Source organism: Paenibacillus sp. V4I5 (assembly GCF_030817255.1).
Taxonomy (GTDB): Bacteria; Bacillota; Bacilli; order Paenibacillales; family NBRC-103111; genus Paenibacillus_E.
The window spans coordinates 1,046,213-1,063,050 of record NZ_JAUSZB010000002.1 but is presented as its reverse complement, the minus strand read 5'-3'; the positions used below and the strand labels follow the sequence as shown (position 1 = coordinate 1,063,050).

Sequence of the window (16,838 nt, the reverse complement as noted above, 5' to 3'; positions counted from 1 at the left end):
AGAGACCAACTATGCAAAAAGTTACAGCCATACTGCTCGGAGCCGGTAGTCGCGGTGCCCATGCTTATGCGCCTTACGCGCTTAATTATCCTCACGAGCTTGATATTATCGCGGTAGCGGAGCCGGATGAAGATAGGAGGGCAGCTTTTATTGCTGCTCACGGAATTTCCCAGGATCATGCCCATGCTAATTGGGAAGAGCTTTTGGCTCAGCCGAAGCTAGCCGATATCGCCATCATTTGTACGCAGGATCAGATGCATTACGAGCCGACGCTGAAGGCGCTTGAGCTTGGTTACCACGTCCTTCTCGAGAAACCAATGTCTCCAAGTCCAGAGGAATGCGTCGAAATGGAGCTTATGGCTAAAAAGCATAATCGCTTGTTGACGATATGCCATGTACTTCGTTATACGGCGTTCTGGACGGCGATGAAACGTGTCATCGATGAAGGGAAAATTGGACAAATTGTCTCCATTCAACTCAATGAGAATGTCGGCAATATGCATATGGCGCACAGCTTTGTCCGCGGCAACTGGAATAACTCGGACACTTCGAGTCCGATGATCTTGGCCAAATCGTGCCACGATATGGATATTTTATCGTATATCATGGGTGAGCCTTGCGAGCGTGTTAGTTCATTCGGATCACTTATGCATTTTAATGCTGAGAACGCGCCAGAAGGCGCGCCTGCACGTTGTCTCGACGGCTGTCCGGCGGAAGCCAGCTGCCAATACTATGCGCCTAAATATTATTTGGGCTCCGGTCGGGGCTGGTCAGCTAAGTTCACAACGGATACTAGCTTAGAGGGCATACTGGAGGCGCTTCGCACAACGCCATACGGCAAATGCGTATACCGCAGCGATAACAATGTCGTTGATCATCAGGTAGTGAATATGGAATTTGCCAGCGGGGCAACTGCGATGTTCAGCATGTGCGGGTTTACGCGGGATAATACGCGCATTGTGCAAGTCATGGGAACGAAGGGTGAAATTAGAGGAAACATGGAAGAGCATACATTCACTGTACATGATTTTGTGACGAATGAGCAGAATGTGATTCATGTCCATGCATCCGAAGAAGGGCACAGCGGCGGCGATGTGGGTATCGTGCGCAGTTTTCTTCGCGAGGTTCGCGGATATGCAGGAGGAGAAAGTGAATCATCCGCAGCTGCTTCTGTCCGCAGCCATCTGATGGCTTTTGCTGCTGAGGAATCGCGTGTGAACGGCGGAAAGCCGATCGAAATCGAGCAATTTTACAAGAAACTAGTTAAGGTATAATGAGAAAAGAACGCAAGCGGCCTTGGTATTCGGCTGCTTGCGTTCTTTAATAGATATAGGTGGCCCGCAGCTCTTTAAGTTAAGAAGGCGGATAGTAAATTAAGGTTTTATAGACGGCTTTAGCGTCAGATGTATTCGTATACGTATGGGGGCGATCTGCTGAGAAATGAATGGCATCGCCAGCTTTCAGCGTATAGCTTTCCTGAGAGATGGTTAAATCCAGATTTCCTTCAACCATGAGAATGTATTCTTCTACGCCCTCATTATGAGGTTCAGAGGCATGGGTACAGCCTTGTTCCATTTCAACTGTATAAATTTCAAAGCTCTTTTGAGGGTGGAAAGGGAAGAGCGGGAACGCGCGATACTGTCCATCTTCTTCTTCAAATGGAGAAAGCCCAGCTGCACGGACAACCGTAATCTTCGGTTCGGTATCTTCGATTAGACTTGTAAACGAAATTTGTAAGCCGCTCACGATTTTCCAGAGTACGGAAATCGTCGGATTCGAATCTCCTCGTTCAATTTGCCCCAGCATCGCTTTGCTGACACCAGTCAGATCAGCGACTTGATCTAAGCTTAATCCTCTTGTTTTACGAATGTTTAAAAGTTTTCGACCCACCATTTTATGTATCGGTTCGTTCATTTCAGGTCCCCCAATATTTATTTTCCGTTTGGTGAAAATGCCTATTTACAATATAACATACATTTGTATAATATGGTATATAGATGATAAAACGCACGTTTGTGCATTATAGTAAACTTAAATTGGGGGGGGAACAATGATGGGCGCTACCATGATTGGACTGGTTAAAGAGCACAGGGGACCTGGTGCCATACTGAAAGAAGTACCTATTCCGACTTGCGGAGCCGACGAGGTTCTTGTCCGCATTAAAGCAACCTCGATTTGCGGAACAGACTTACATATTTACAATTGGGATGCCTGGGCAGACAAAACCGTTGTAACGCCGAACGTTTTTGGACATGAATTCGCAGGCTTTGTTGTCGAAGTCGGAGAACGGGTCACGGGTGTTGCAATCGGTGACTATGTTTCTGCGGAAGGCCACATGGTATGCGGTACCTGTAAAGCATGCCGGACGGGAAATGCGCATGTGTGCCCGAATACAAGAAGCTTCGGGATTACGGCACCTGGCTGCTTTGCCGAGTATGCCGTTGTGAAGGCAACTAACATTATTCATAATGCTCCTGATCTTCCGTTTGAAATCGCTTGCTTGCAGGATCCGCTTGGTAACGCCGTGCAAGCGGTTCTGTCCGGCGACATTGTAGGAAAGTCAGTTGCCATTATTGGTGTTGGCCCGATTGGTTTATTGGCTATTCAAGTAGCCAAGGCTTGCGGAGCAGGAGCTATTTATGCCGCGGATATTAACCCTAACCGCTTGGAGCTCGCTCGGCAAATGGGCGCGGATTTTACGATTAACGCTATGGAAACGCGAATATCCAAGGCTCTCCGACAAATGACGGATGGAGAAGGCGTTGAAGTTGTTCTTGAAATGTCCGGAAATCCGCAAGCGATCGTAGACGGCTTTGAAGCTGCGGCTAACGCGGGCAGAGTGTCCTTGCTCGGGATTCCAACCAAAGAGGTGAGCCTGGACCTAACGAATCAAATTATTTTTAAAGGGCTGCGCGTTGAAGGTATCACTGGGCGAAAGATGTACCAAACCTGGTATCAAATGAAGGGATTACTGAACCAGAAGCGAATTGATCTGGCATCGGTTATTACACATAGATTTACACTAGATCAGTATAAGGAAGCGTTCCGGTTAATGGATCAAGGTCAATGCGGCAAAATTGTATTTACACACTAGGGCAAAACTCCAAAGCGGATGCTTACGATGCAAGTTTTGCTCCGCAAAACTCTGAGGAGGTTCATATGAACTATTTGAACGATTTGAAAGCGGACATCGAAGGGTGGAAGCGAGAAGGAAGATACCGCTCCATTAAAGTATGGGAGAGCGGTTCTGACTCCTGGATGTACCTGGATGGTAAGAAAATTCTTCAAATGTCTTCCAATAACTATTTGGGCTTGACCCATCACCCAAAGCTCAAGGAAGCGGCGATCGCAGCTATCGAGAAGTATGGGGTTGGCAGCGGTTCTGTGCGGACGATTACGGGAACTCTCGATATTCATGATGAACTGGAAATCGAGCTAGCCAAGTTTAAAGGCACAGAGGCGGCCCTTGTGTTTCAATCCGGTTTTACAGCGAACCAAGGCGCATTGTCAGCCGTTCTTGGACCCGACGATGTGGTGATTAGCGATGAGCTGAATCATGCGAGTATCATTGATGGCATTCGCTTAACGAAGGCGAGCCGCAAAATTTTCGCTCACAAGGACATGAATCAGCTTGAAGCCATTTTGAAAGAAACGCAGAAGCATCGTAAACGTGTTGTTGTGACGGATGGTGTATTCAGTATGGATGGCGATATCGCGCCGCTGCCCGACATTGTTCAACTAGCAGAAGCCTACGACGCTATTGTGTATGTAGATGATGCTCACGCGAGCGGGGTCCTTGGCACCAACGGGAAAGGTTCGACGGATCATTTCGGTCTTCATGGAAGAGTGCATATCCAAATAGGAACCTTATCCAAAGCAATCGGAGCCGTTGGTGGCTATGTTGCCGGTGCACAGCTCTTGAAAGAACATTTGATTCATACGGCAAGACCGTTTCTATTCAGTACATCACAAACGCCTGCGGTTGCAGCAACATGCTTGGCCGCTATTCAAGTGCTTAAGGAAAGCTCAGATTTAGTAACAAAGCTCTGGGACAACGCTAATGGATTCCGAGCATCTCTGCAGCGGTTAGGTTTTAACACGGGCGCTAGTGAGACACCTATCATACCGATTATAATAGGCGATCCCGCACAAACCATGCGCTTTTCGGATCGTTTGCTGGAAGAAGGCGTGTTCGCTCAAGGTATCATCTATCCGACGGTCGCCATGGATAAAGGCCGAGTGCGGCTTATTGTAACGGCTCAGCATACAAAAGAAGACTTAACATTTGCCTTAGATAGATTGCAAAAGGTCGGTCAGGAGTTCGGACTGATCTAGAAAAAGTAAAAAGTGCTAGCCATCCAACAGGTGGGCAGCACTTTTTTTGTGCTTTTGGAACCATGCCATTTGGATATGTCCGACTCTTAACTCTCACATAGAATATAGCATCCTATTAGCATAGGAGGTGAGAGAAATGAAAGTGAACTATTATACGTTAACTTTGGGTTTATTAGGAGCAGCCAAACTGATATTGAACGCTTACGGATTAGATATTATTCAAGACGATGAGATGAATGCGATTGCTAATGGCGTAGCAGCTGTCTTATCTATCATCGGTGTTTACACCAACCATCAAAAACCTGTCTAACTACCGATGCTCAGGGCAATAACATGGATGGAAAATTGGCGGCTTATTCCAAATGGGATAAGTTTTTTTATTTTTCAAACAAGGTTTAATCATGGACTACGCCGCGGTAGGGGAATACTAACGGGGCAATCACATTCGACTCAACAGGAGAGGTTTATCATGATGATACGTATTGCTGTGATTGTTACAATCCTGTTTTTGGCCTCCGGCCGCTTGAATAGCTTCACAAAACCCAACGAGATAAAATCAAAAGCAGAACAGACTTTGCCACCAATCAAGCCATCCCAACCCATTTCACCTATAGAAAAAGAGTCGGGAGTAACCAAAGTTACGTTGGGAGCAATTGGTGATATTTTAATTCACGATCGTGTCTATCTCGACGCAGAACAAAGTAATGGAACCTACAATTTCAAAAAAATGTTTGCAGAAGTTCAGAGGGTGTTACAAGTTCCCGATATTCTTGTAGCTAATCAAGAGACGATGATTGGAGGCAAGGAACTGAGACTCTCCGCCTATCCTTCCTTTAACAGCCCGCATGAAGTTGGAGATGCATTGAAGGATGCAGGCGTGGATCTTGTTACTATGGCTAATAATCATTCCCTTGATAGAGGAGAGAAGGTTATTCATAGTGCTCTTACTTACTGGGACACACTGGGGATCCCTTACACAGGGGCTTTCAAATCACATACAGATCATGACAGGATTAGGACAATAACTAAGAATGGTATCACATTTTCGTTTTTGAGTTACACCTATGGGACCAACGGTATTCCAATTCCCCAAGGGAAGTCTTATTTGGTAAATATGATTAATGAGACCCAAATTCGTGATGATGTGGAAAAAGCCAAACCAATTTCCGATGTCGTTGTGGTTGCTATGCATTGGGGCCAGGAATATGAACGGTTCCCGAATAAAACTCAAATCGGACTCGCTCAAAAGCTGGCGGATCTTGGTGTTCATATTGTTATCGGTAATCACCCGCATGTTCTACAACCTCCGGCATGGGTAAAAGGGAAAAAAGGAAATGAAACCTTAGTTCTTTATTCACTAGGAAATTTTCTATCTGGTCAGAGTGAGTTATATACAAGAGTTGGAGGGATGGCATCCATTGATGTTGTCAAAAGTAAAACCTTAGATAAATCCACGATTAAATTGAGCAAGCCAAGTTTTCACCCTACTTACAACTATGATCTTAATTGGCGGAATTTCAAGATTATTTCAATGGATCGCTTAACCGATAAACAACTAAATAATGCTAGGTCTCACTTTGAACAGACGAAAAAACATATGAGCACATCTATACAAGATTTGCATATCCTTACATCCAATTAAGCCATTTATGAGATTTGGCGAATGATAATAATTCGTTACCTGTTAGTAAATAATTAAACAAGATGCTAAGGAAAGGAGCAATGAACATGGGTGACAACGGTCCAATCAAACCAAACGGGTCTCAACATGCTGAGAAATCAAATGATCCGGGAAAACAAGGAAGATCCGCAGCAAAGAAAAAATCAAAGTAATTGTATATCAATCACGGCTGCAGAGAGCAGGCGTGATTTTTTGCGTTATTACCAAATAAGTATAATAATAAATTTTTTATAGTTGCTTGACATAAGTAAGTTAAATACAGTATTATACGAACATAAAGTTTATGACTTTAAAAAAGTTAGTACGGAAAAGGGGCATAAAAGTGAAAAATAATTATCATATTGGCGCATTAATCATAAGAGTACTGTTAGGAATTACCTTCTTTGCTCATGGGGTTGCTAAGTATCAAGGAGGTATTGGCAATATTGCAGGTTGGTTTGACAGCATCGGTATTCCAGGCTTTATGGCCTATGTCGTTGCAACGATCGAACTGATAGGGGGACTCGCCCTCATTCTAGGATTCGGTACACGAATTGTATCCGCACTAATGGTTATCATCCTTTTAGTAGCAACTTTTAAAGTGAAATTAGCCGTCGGATTCTTCGGAAATGGTCAAATGGCCGGATACGAGCTGGATCTTTCAATGATTGGGGCCGCTACTTATCTTCTCTTAAATGGCAGTTATGTAATCTCAATTGATTCCTTGTTCAAAAAGGGTCAAAAGCCAACACAGCTTGTGTAATGTTTCTTTGGTCTGAGAGGTTAGTTAATTACTGAATATAAGAAGTGACAGCTAGTCAGATATTGACTGCTGTCATTTTTTTATTTGCAATAGAAGCAGTTAGATCGAACATTGGACTGGTTAATGGTATACTGTGCTTGTTAAAACCTACCATTTCACAAGGAAGGATACAAACAATGTCCTCTGCTATGCTTGATAAAGTCCCGCATATTGTATCATGCTTCCCTAGCTTGTCCGATATTTCCATACAGGACTGGAGCGATGAGGGAATTATAATGTTAGATTTACAGCCTAACTTTGTATTTGAAGAGGGCCAGTTCTTGGATCATGCCGTTTTAATTCTGGAAGGAACCGTAAGAATGTATAAGATCAGCGGCAGCGGTAGAGAGATCACCCTGTATCGAGTCAATGGCGGGGAATGCTGTCCCCTCATGATGTCGAGCATTCTCGGCGAGACCGAATATGAAGCTTCAGCTTGCATTGAAAAGCCTTGCGCTGTAGTTGCTATACCAGTTGACGTTTTTAAAGACTGGATGGACCGTTATAAAAGCTTTCGACAGTTTATTTTTAAAATGTTTGCCAAACGAATTATCATTATGTCCAACTTACTGGATAGCATCAACTTCAAATCAATCCGCGGCCGAATCGCGGAATATCTGGTTGAGATGACCGAGGATGGACGCGATAGCCTTACCATTACGCATGATACCCTTTCCATAGAGCTGGGAACGGCCCGCGAAGTGATCAGCAGAACACTGAAATCGCTCGAGAAAGAAGGGCTGCTGCAATTATCCAGAGGCCAGATTTCTCATATACTGCGTCAAGACTTGAAAAAATATATAGAACAATAATTGCAGCTAGTATTACCTTCAAATGTTTATTTTATTGCTATGTGACAAAGTTACGGTTCTATCTAAACGCTTCTGTTATGATCGTAATCAGAAACACAATAAAACAAACCAATACAATATGGAGGTAATAGATGATGAAAAATGTTGGCGGAACAGATCGTGTAATTCGAATTATTTTGGGTGTAGCGCTATTGTCGTTGTTTTACTTCTTACCTGGTTACTGGAAATTAGCAGGATTGATCTCACTGCCGTTCCTTATTACAGGCATAGCCCAAAAATGTGCGATTAATCAAATGCTTGGCCGTAATACTTGCAAAATTCGTTAAGTTATGAAAAACAAAGAGGCTATCCCAATGTAGAGTTACTCTACGCGAGGGATAGCCTTCTTTTGTTCGGCAAGCTTATAAGATTGTTAGATATCTAATGATTTCGTTAGATCCTTCATATTCGGTGATCCCAGGAAGCTTTATAATGATGACATTATGCCGAGAAATGGTTGAAGGAGGAGCTTTTTTTGTTTACTGATAAAAGCATCTATGTAAAAGATTTTACACGTCCATCTGAAGAGGACAGCGCAGCAGGCATCCGTGAGGCAATTAACAGGGCTATTGAGGTGGGTGCGGAAAGAGTTGTATTTGAACCAGGGAGATATAGGTTGGTTTCCGTTAAGCGGCTAGAGACCGAAGGAATGGTACATGATGCAGGAAGCGGCAATCAACAATCAAAAGAATGTCATATTCCTATTAACGATTCAAGAGGATTAACACTGCAAGGTGCTGTCGGAGAAGACGGTGAACCGGCAACTGTGCTGGTCGGTTTCAATGACGAGGCTATACATGGATATTTGCCATCGATCTTATGGTGTGAGAACAATGAGAACCTGTCGCTGCTGAATCTCGCGTTTACAAGAGAGCCTGAATTCTCATCTGCAGGTGTGGTCATAGCACGTACAGATACGTCCATTACAGTGAAAGTCTTCGATGGTAATCCATGCCATGAGGGAATGGGTACTTACTGTATGAACCGATTGGACCCCGTTACGGGGGCGCTGATTGGGGAAAGTGTCACTTATGGCGGAGGCGCAGAAGCTGCTTGGAAGTTAATAGGTGAACGGACGCTTGTCTTGAATAGTGAGAGTGTGGCTTCCAAAGTTCGGCTAGGCGAGCATCTTTCGTGGCACCAAGGAGCGCAAACGGATTTCCAGACTTACTTTGCCAGATGTAATCATCTCGAACTGAACAATCTACGTGTGATGAATGCTAACGGATTTGCAATGCTAGCAGAGAGCTGTCGCCATATCACAGCTGATCGGGTCGTTTTCAAACCTGATGGGAATAGATTGTTTACGGCACCGCGAGACGCATGGAAGCTGTTTAAGTGCGGCGGGCGAATTGAAATCAGCAGGATGTATGTGGAAGGTGTCAGAATGGATGGGCAAAATGTTCAAAGCAACTGGCTATTCTTTGCCAGCAGGCTTTCACCGCGCGAAGCACTTTTCTTCGGGAAGTATACGTTTGCCGCATTGCTGGCAGGCAGCCATATAGAATTCTACAATGGTGAACATATGGAGAAACGTGTGATTGCTGATTGGTTCCATGAAGGGAAGCAGGAGGGCGGTCATCTATATCGCGTTCAATTCACACAAGATATTCCTCAATTTGCAGCGGATGGAAGTCTATGTGCGGCCGATTATTGGGAGGCTGACAGCTACACGTGTACCCACTCCGAGTTTGTCAACATTGCTGGAGCTGGGCATCTTATCAGGAATGATCATGTTACGATTGCGAAATGCACATACCGAAACACGATGAATCCGGGGATTTTGCTTGGTGCTGAGCTGCCAACTCATGCCGAGGGAGGACATGCCACGAACATTCAAATCGTGGACTGCGAGTTCGATCATTGCGGCTTTCATCCGCGGTATGGCGCTGTAGGCTGCATTGGCATCAAATCCGCAGGCTTCGACGGGAAACATAATCGAAATGTTACGATTAAGGGGAATCTCTTCAAGAATTCGGCGATCGGCCTTCATGCCATTGATGCTGATGAAGTCGTGGTGAGGAATAACCGATTCGAAAATGTGGATCAACCCTTGGTTGTTGCACCGGGCATTACGGGTAGGATTGATTTTGAATAACATGCAAAAAGGACCTGAATGTTATTTTTCAGGTCCTTTTTGCGTGTTATTTGTCAAGGATTCACAACCGGCTGATGAGCGTGTTTGTATTCATTGGGCGTTAAGCCCGAATATTTCTTGAATAAAGTACAGAAATACGAATAGCTGCGAAAGCCGACCTTGGAAGCCAGCTCATAATTCCTGTATTGACCGGTCTGTAGGTAGATCTTGGCCATTTCCATACGCTGCTCCAGAATGTAGTCCACGATAGAAACGCCGACTTCTTTCTTGAACAGATGCCCTAAGTAAGAGGGACTAAGCTTTACCTTGAGCGCGATTGAATCCACGCTCAGATCATCGCTCAGATGTGACTTGATATATTGGATAGCGGAGGAAAGCTCATGCCTCAGCTGAAGTGATTGCAATCTTCGCTTCCTAATTTCGATGAAGCGTCCAATAACGGTTTCGAGAGCGCGATGAAAAGAAGTCTCTATCTTAAGGTTGAGCGGCGGTTCCAGCGGATTCATCTCCGACACCCAGTTGCCTGCAGCAAGAAGCTGTTCTAGCGACTCCAGCCAAAATATGGCTGCCGAGGGCTCGGGTTTATACAACAGGAATTCATTCCGCGTCATACTGACCCAATCCTGATACTTAGGTTCTTCTTGCTGGCTAACTAACTCCTCTAGCCGACTACGCAATTTATCTAGTATTTTATCAGGTATGGTATGAAACGGCAGCGCTTGATCAAGGAATACAGGCTCAGCTGCATCCGAATAAAAGTGGTGTACGCGATATTTCACAGTATCCAAATAGACGGAACGAAGGGAGGCAATAGTCGGCATAGGCCTACTAACCGTCACAGTGAGCCGCAGCTTTAAATATTGCTTGAGCGGGTTCGATAGCTTACGGAGGAATAGGGTAATGCTTTCCTTAAGCTGACTGCTGTTGGATGACTGTTGACCTGTCAGGAGCAAAATGAACCGTCCGAATGAAAAAGGGAATAGCTCGAACCGGCCTGGGAAATCTGCTTGCGCGCATTCTCGAACGATCTCCAGCATGCTGAATTCAATCAAAGAGCGGTCTTTGACCGGGTATCGCTGCTCGAACTTGGCGAGTTCATCGACGCAACATTCCAACAATACATAAGTAGGCTGAAGGAGGTCGATGCCAATCTTCTCTCCGCGGACGATAATTTCCTCCGGTTTCGCAAGTAAGGAAGAGAGGATATCTTCAAAAAACTTTTGACGAAGCGGGTATTGATAATTTTGCACCAGCACCTTATAGCTTTGTTCGCTTGTTGTTAATCGATGCGTCTTGTCAAGCTCCTCGCATGCCTTCGATAAAGCAGCCTGCAATTCACCAGCTTCAATCGGCGATTTCAGGATGTAGCCGTCGGCCCCACTGCGAATCGCTTCTTGAGCGAAAGCGAAGTCTCGATGAGCGGTTAGCATGATGCAGCGAACTAGGGGGAATTCCTTCTTCAGATGCTGTAGAAGCTCCAAACCGTCCATCAGCGGCATTGTAATATCGAGAAGTACGATGTCCGGCTGTAAAGAGCGGCAGCTTTTCAAAGCTTCGACACCATTCTCCGCCTCGCCAACAATCACATAGCCCCAATGTCCCCAGGGAAACTGCGTGCGTAAGTATTGACGTGCCATCGGTTCATCATCCACGATCAAGATGCTCTTCATTCGGTTCTGCCCCCAATCGGATTAAAAGTCTTGTGCCTTCATCTTGCGTGCTTTCCAAGTGAATACGGTAACGATCTCCGTACATCATTTGAAGCCTACGATGAACATTAACAAGACCAATGCTATGTCCGTTTTTATTTTCCTCAGATGTAATCTCCTTACTGTTATCGAAATGGATATTAAGCCGATCCATTAGTTTCGATTTCTTCTCAGCGGTCATGCCCTTGCCGTTATCTTCGATCATGATGTCCCAGCCATCCGTCCCGACTGTCGTGCCAATGAACAACACGCCATCTTTATGATCCGGCACCAGACCGTGAAAAATACTGTTTTCCACCAAAGGCTGCAGTACGAACTTCGGCAGCTTCCTCTCCAAGGTTAGTGGATCAAGATCCATATGAAAGGAAAATTTACCGGGATACCGGATATGCATCAAATCAACATAACTCTCCAAAGCGGTTATTTCCTCTCGCAATGTCACAGGTCCCGGACTTGCCTTAAGCGTGTAATCTAGTTGAGTTGTCAGGGAAGAGACGAGTTGATCGACCTTGTTATATTCGCCGGAGCGGGCAGCCATGCTGATTGAATTTAACGTATTAAATAGAAAATGCGGTTTGATCTGCGCCTGAAGTGCTAGAAAGTCAGAGATCTGTTTCTGCTTCTCAGAATGCTTCAGATTAGCAATGAGCTCGCGTATATGAGCAGTCATCCGGTTGAAATGCTTGGCGAGAAGTCCGAGTTCATCCTGACGATTTAGCTGAATCGAGGTGTCCAATTGCCCGTCGCTGACAGCATTCATCGAGTCGGCAATCTTGCGTATAGGTTTACTGATCAGAACGGATATCGTGTAAGCCATCCCAATGGATAATAGCAACGAGACCAAGCCAAGTGCCCATGTAAATGAAATCGTTTTTTGCAGAGGCTTGAGAAGCGCTGTTTTGTCTAATATCCAAACGACATCCCAGCCGATTGCAGGATTGGTCACTCTTGTCAGGACAAGACGTTGACCGGCAGCGGTTTGCTGTTCGGATTGTTTCCAGCCGCCTTCGAACCATTTATCTTCTAACCCGATTAGCTGGTACGATTTATTGAATACATTGTATTGCGAATAAGGCGGGCGTCCGAAGACAGGGTGGTGCAATCGGTCGAGCAGAATGATTTCCCCAGTGATTCGATTAGAGGATTGCGATTGCAAGGAATCATATAGTCTGGCCAAATATAGATCGAGCAGAATGATCTTGTCACCGTCCGTGGAAGGAAGCTTCATTGCAGCCGTTACCGTATAGTTGGAGGGCAGTGAGAAATAAGGGCCGATCCAATACACAATGCCGCTTAGCTTAATTTGCTCTAATTCCTTGGATAGTGAGGGGGTATCCAATAGTGCCCATTGAACATAAGAAGTGCTGGCAGCCAGTTTACCTTGTTCAAGCAAATGAATATTGTACACATTGGGCATATAAGGCAGCAAACTGTTATTAAACCAACGAATGATTTCCTCGCTTGAGCCTTGCTGGAAACGGCTGTCCGTACCTACGGTAATGAATAAATTCCGGATATTCTCCAGTGTAACATTTAAATAATCGTTTGATTTGTTTGCAATTTGATCGGCGTATTCATACTGGGCGTCGAGCAAGGAATCGGAAGAATGCCGATAATACCAGTAGCCTAACAAAATGATAATCGATTCCACCAGCAAGAAGGAGATAACGAACACTTTGACTGCGATACGACGTTTCATACATGTCCCCCTAAGTGATCTTCACCTCTTTATTATAGTGGCTTTCCGAGGGAAAGTTAGCATCATTTGAAACTTCGTTGAAAATTGAATCATTTTAATAAATATTGCATGAAGATGAATGTTCTAATGAAGTGATAATGAGGATGTTCTTGTAATTCATTTGAAAATGGGGGGATTTATGATGCACCAAACAGTCAGACGTATGTTTTCCTGCTTTCTTGCTTTCCTACTTCTTATGGCTTCAGGATTAAGCGGTATTTTTGAAACTTATGGAACTGAAAAAGCCTACGCAGAAGAATCTGTGCAGCAAACGATTATTATCGATAACGATAATGAGGGGGCACCTAATATCGCAGGTGAACTGCCCACGACGACCAAGGGCTATTCTAGCTCGGGCATGCTGGGTGGCGGCACCAAAAGCACACTCGCTTATGCGAAGGGTGCACAAAACGCCAATACGAATACAGCCTATGCAACCTACACACCGTCTTTAAGCGAGCAAAGTTTTACGATCGGGACATATCGTGTGTCCGTATGGATCGTCCAAAGAACGGCGGCAGCGGCTCGACTAATGACTGAGGTGTATCGTAATGGGGAGTCGACAAAGACGGCATATGATAATGCGGCTCCGGCTGGCGGTTGGGTAGAGATCGGGATCTTTGATTTTAAAGGTGCGGGGGAGGAATACGTGAAGCTTTCCAGAGATCCGGGAGGCCCGACTGGTTATTTTAATTCGGATTCGGTGAAGTTTGAGAAACTACCATCGCGGATCCATACACTCAGTGATTTGCAGGTTGGCGACACATCCATATTTCAGCCTACAGTGACTTCGTATACGTATCTTGTAGGTAATGTTGTTCAGGAGATAACGATTAATCCGACAGCTACTGATCCTTCAGCAGTAATTAGGGTGAACGGTTCAGTGATGAATAGCGGGACTTCAAGTGAGCCCATTCCGTTAATTATTGGAGATAATGAGATTCCTATCGATGTACAAGCGGAAAATAACAGCTATACGAAGCGATACACGATTAACGTAAAACGATCCGCTGGCAACAATACGAATGTGGCGTTAAGCGCTTTGCACTTGAACGGGGTTCCTTTACAGGGATTCGACCCCACCGTGACTTCTTATACGTATACGGTTCAAAATGCAAGCGCATCCATTACTATCTTGCCTACAACAGCGGATACCGCAGCATCTGTGAAGATAAACGGGACCGCAATCAACTCAGAACAAGTGATACCTGTAGATTTAACAGTCGGTAATAACGAGATTGACATTGTGGTGATAGCTCAAGATCCAGCTTATACCCAGTCCTATAGGCTGAATATTTATCGTCAAAAAGCCGACGCAACCCTGAAGCAGCTGAAGATTAACAGTCAAGAGTTGACGAGAGGCTACAATGTAAGACCTGGACAGAACCAATCGCCGGGCTTTGAGCCGGACGTAATGACATATGCCTATGAGGCCCCGAATGGGGTGAATGAAATCATTGTAACGGCTGAACCAAGTGATTCGAACGCAGTCTTTTTCGTGAACGGTGTCCAGATAAGCGAAGGAACAGACTCATTGCCAATAATGCTGGCACATGGCGTTCAAACCATTGAAGTTGAGGTGCAAGCGGAGGACCGCTCTTTCAAGAAGCAATATGACATTACGGTGGGTAAAGGGAATCATACACGCGGGAAGCCGGTAAAGGCTTCTCAGGAATACTATTTGACGCCGGGTAAGCATGCAGTGGATGGCGATGGGGCTTCGGTTTGGCGGAATGTCCTGGCAGACGGCACGCCGTATATCTGGTTGGAGGTAGATTTACTTCGCAGGACCTCGTTTAATCGAGCAGTGGCTGCTTTTTACAACTACACGGATATGCAAAACTTCAAGATTCAATACTCGGACGACGGCTTGCAATGGCAGGATGCCTATGTCAGCAATGCTAAGCCTTCCTCGATTGAAAGCATCAGCTTTCCTGAAGTGACGTCTAGATATGTGCGGTTTTATGCGGATAAAGCAAAGGATTTGGTGTTTACCGGGTTATATTCCTTTGAAATCTATGGAGCTGAGCCGCCAACAAACGTACCGGGAGAAAATTATGAGCGGTTATCAGGCATCACATTATCGAACAGCCTTATTTCGTTTGATCCCTATATAACCGATTACACAATCGTGACTGATCGAGACCTTACATTAACACCAGTGAAGGGCGCGGTAGGTCAAACGTTGAAAATTGATGGACAAAGCCAAGCCAGCCTATTTGTCCCCAAGGAATCTTTATTCGGTGAAGTCCGCACCATCCCTATCGAGGTGACCTCCCAGGATGGAAGCCGTAGTATGTTCTATCGACTGCATATCGAATTGGTACCGTCAGTACCGGGTTCCGGCTATACGCTCGCATTCGAGGATGAATTCAACGGATCCGAGTTGAATAACAGTCAGTGGTATTATCGTATTGGAAGCAATGCTTACACCGATAATAAGAAGGAAAATGTGTCCGTATCGGACGGCTTTCTTCGAATCGCTTTGAAAAAAGAGCCTGCTGACAGCGGAGGAAAGGCGTATTCCGGCGGAGGCATCATCACCAAGCCGCTTTTGGGATATGGCTATTATGAAACCAGATTTAAGCAATGGAACAAGGAAGGTTTTCACAGCTCCTTCTGGATTGCGGGCTTGAATCAGCGCGTATCAGTCCTCGATGGAGATCAGCTCTATTCGCCGTCGACGGATTATCAGGTGAATGAAATTGACGGCTTTGAGATTGATACTTCACACCCGGATGGTTTAATGACAGCGGGTCATTATTGGTGGCCAGGAGATGCTCATCTGACTTATGTGCCTTACACGACATACAAGGAAGTGGACTCGTCTGATGGCTACCATACGTATGGTATGGAATGGACTCCGACAAAAATTAAATTTTACGTGGACGGCAAGATGTTCAGAGAAGAATTTTATCCCGGACCGCATGGAGCGGGGACGCAAGGACGAGGTCAGCATCTATGGCTGACGTCATTAGTGTATAAGCTGCCGGTTGCCGATGAGTATTTGCCCGCGGAGGTAACCTATGATTATTTCAAATTTTACACAAAAGATTATGGATTGGTTGCTCCAATTGATGCCGTCATCGTGGATAACGGAGATCCGGGCTATTCGGAAACAGGCATTTGGGCTTCGACATCTGATGCATTTGGTTATGACGATAATGATACAAGATTTACACGAACCATTGGCGAACAAGCGAAGTGGAGCAAGGCTCTGGTAGCTGAGGGGAATTACGAAGTGCGGATATGGAATCCGTCCTTCCATAACAATACGACGCAAGCGCAGTACACAGTGCAGCATGCAGGTGGCTCAACGTCCGTCATGGTCGACCAAAAGCAGGGGGGCCAGCAATGGATCTCGCTCGGCACCTATCGTTTTACACAAGATGCGGAAACATCAGTTACGATGACTGCCATGGATACGGCTTACCTTCGTGCGGATGCGGTGATGTTCGTTCCAAGGACGAGTGATCCTATCGACCCTAACACTGATTCTGGTAAAAAGGACAAGGACAAAAACAAAGATAAAATCAAGAACAAATAGAAAAATTAATGAAATTTTGAAGTATTTCATGAAATGTTGAAAGGCTATTAGGGCTCGCAGGCTGTACAATAAACGTATAGCATCACTTTCATTGCAAT

General features: G+C 45.2%; 13 protein-coding genes. 10 read left to right on the top strand and 3 right to left on the bottom strand.

The window, feature by feature from the left end:
• The first annotated feature begins 11 nt into the window (after positions 1-11).
• Entirely contained in the window at positions 12-1,274 is a 1,263-nt protein-coding gene (locus QFZ78_RS06885; protein ID WP_307546280.1) for a Gfo/Idh/MocA family protein, read from the top strand.
• 79 nt (positions 1,275-1,353) lie between these two features.
• Here the strand turns inward: QFZ78_RS06885 and QFZ78_RS06880 are convergent, their stop codons facing one another.
• The gene (locus tag QFZ78_RS06880; protein WP_307546279.1) at positions 1,354-1,914 is read right to left on the bottom strand and encodes a helix-turn-helix domain-containing protein; all 561 of its coding nucleotides are present in this window, start codon (positions 1,912-1,914) and stop codon (positions 1,354-1,356) included.
• Positions 1,915-2,053: 139 nt separating this feature from the next.
• Here QFZ78_RS06880 and tdh point away from each other — a divergent pair, with 139 nt between their 5' ends.
• From tdh to QFZ78_RS06840, 8 genes are all read left to right on the top strand, one after another.
• Positions 2,054-3,094 (top strand): L-threonine 3-dehydrogenase, encoded by a 1,041-nt coding sequence (gene tdh / locus QFZ78_RS06875; RefSeq protein ID WP_307555526.1) that lies wholly within the window; start codon positions 2,054-2,056, stop codon positions 3,092-3,094.
• 65 nt (positions 3,095-3,159) lie between these two features.
• The gene (locus QFZ78_RS06870; protein ID WP_307546278.1) at positions 3,160-4,335 is read left to right on the top strand and encodes a glycine C-acetyltransferase; all 1,176 of its coding nucleotides are present in this window, start codon (positions 3,160-3,162) and stop codon (positions 4,333-4,335) included.
• A 136-nt stretch (positions 4,336-4,471) separates the two neighbouring features.
• Positions 4,472-4,645: a hypothetical protein gene (locus QFZ78_RS06865; RefSeq protein WP_164484181.1), complete on the top strand. Its 174-nt coding sequence runs from the start codon at positions 4,472-4,474 to the stop codon at positions 4,643-4,645.
• A gap of 159 nt (positions 4,646-4,804) precedes the next feature.
• Complete coding sequence (locus QFZ78_RS06860; protein WP_307546277.1) at positions 4,805-5,977, top strand: CapA family protein; 1,173 nt, start codon at positions 4,805-4,807, stop codon at positions 5,975-5,977.
• 361 nt (positions 5,978-6,338) lie between these two features.
• Positions 6,339-6,758 carry a DoxX family protein gene (locus tag QFZ78_RS06855; RefSeq protein ID WP_307546276.1) on the top strand — a complete coding sequence of 140 codons (420 nt, stop codon included), beginning with the start codon at positions 6,339-6,341 and terminating at the stop codon, positions 6,756-6,758.
• Positions 6,759-7,033: 275 nt separating this feature from the next.
• A complete protein-coding gene (locus QFZ78_RS06850; protein WP_307546275.1) occupies positions 7,034-7,609 on the top strand; it encodes a Crp/Fnr family transcriptional regulator in 576 nt (191 codons plus the stop codon).
• Between the two features lie 131 nt (positions 7,610-7,740).
• On the top strand, positions 7,741-7,935 hold the full coding sequence (locus QFZ78_RS06845) for a YgaP family membrane protein (protein ID WP_307546274.1): 195 nt from the start codon (positions 7,741-7,743) through the stop codon (positions 7,933-7,935).
• Positions 7,936-8,123: 188 nt separating this feature from the next.
• Positions 8,124-9,746: a right-handed parallel beta-helix repeat-containing protein gene (locus QFZ78_RS06840; RefSeq protein WP_307546273.1), complete on the top strand. Its 1,623-nt coding sequence runs from the start codon at positions 8,124-8,126 to the stop codon at positions 9,744-9,746.
• A gap of 53 nt (positions 9,747-9,799) precedes the next feature.
• Here the strand turns inward: QFZ78_RS06840 and QFZ78_RS06835 are convergent, their stop codons facing one another.
• Entirely contained in the window at positions 9,800-11,416 is a 1,617-nt protein-coding gene (locus QFZ78_RS06835) for a response regulator (protein WP_307546272.1), read from the bottom strand.
• On the bottom strand, positions 11,391-13,154 hold the full coding sequence (locus QFZ78_RS06830) for a sensor histidine kinase (protein WP_307546271.1): 1,764 nt from the start codon (positions 13,152-13,154) through the stop codon (positions 11,391-11,393). Before QFZ78_RS06830 ends, QFZ78_RS06835 begins: the two co-directional genes overlap by 26 nt.
• A gap of 178 nt (positions 13,155-13,332) precedes the next feature.
• On the opposite strand from QFZ78_RS06830, the gene QFZ78_RS06825 reads away from it, so the two are divergent.
• Positions 13,333-16,740, top strand: a complete 3,408-nt coding sequence (locus QFZ78_RS06825; protein WP_307546270.1) for a cadherin-like beta sandwich domain-containing protein — start codon at positions 13,333-13,335, stop codon at positions 16,738-16,740.
• The last annotated feature ends 98 nt before the right edge of the window (positions 16,741-16,838 follow it).

Excerpts from the sequence above, each read along its gene's own strand:
- QFZ78_RS06885 (WP_307546280.1), top strand. The coding sequence starts at position 12 with ATGCAAAAAGTTACAGCCATACTGCTCGGAGCCGGTAGTCGCGGTGCC.
- QFZ78_RS06880 (WP_307546279.1), bottom strand. The coding sequence starts at position 1,914 with ATGAACGAACCGATACATAAAATGGTGGGTCGAAAACTTTTAAACATT.
- tdh (WP_307555526.1), top strand. The coding sequence starts at position 2,054 with ATGGGCGCTACCATGATTGGACTGGTTAAAGAGCACAGGGGACCTGGT.
- QFZ78_RS06870 (WP_307546278.1), top strand. The coding sequence starts at position 3,160 with ATGAACTATTTGAACGATTTGAAAGCGGACATCGAAGGGTGGAAGCGA.
- QFZ78_RS06865 (WP_164484181.1), top strand. The coding sequence starts at position 4,472 with ATGAAAGTGAACTATTATACGTTAACTTTGGGTTTATTAGGAGCAGCC.
- QFZ78_RS06860 (WP_307546277.1), top strand. The coding sequence starts at position 4,805 with ATGATGATACGTATTGCTGTGATTGTTACAATCCTGTTTTTGGCCTCC.
- QFZ78_RS06850 (WP_307546275.1), top strand. The coding sequence starts at position 7,034 with ATGTTAGATTTACAGCCTAACTTTGTATTTGAAGAGGGCCAGTTCTTG.
- QFZ78_RS06845 (WP_307546274.1), top strand. The coding sequence starts at position 7,741 with ATGATGAAAAATGTTGGCGGAACAGATCGTGTAATTCGAATTATTTTG.
- QFZ78_RS06835 (WP_307546272.1), bottom strand. The coding sequence starts at position 11,416 with ATGAAGAGCATCTTGATCGTGGATGATGAACCGATGGCACGTCAATAC.
- QFZ78_RS06830 (WP_307546271.1), bottom strand. The coding sequence starts at position 13,154 with ATGAAACGTCGTATCGCAGTCAAAGTGTTCGTTATCTCCTTCTTGCTG.
- QFZ78_RS06825 (WP_307546270.1), top strand. The coding sequence starts at position 13,333 with ATGATGCACCAAACAGTCAGACGTATGTTTTCCTGCTTTCTTGCTTTC.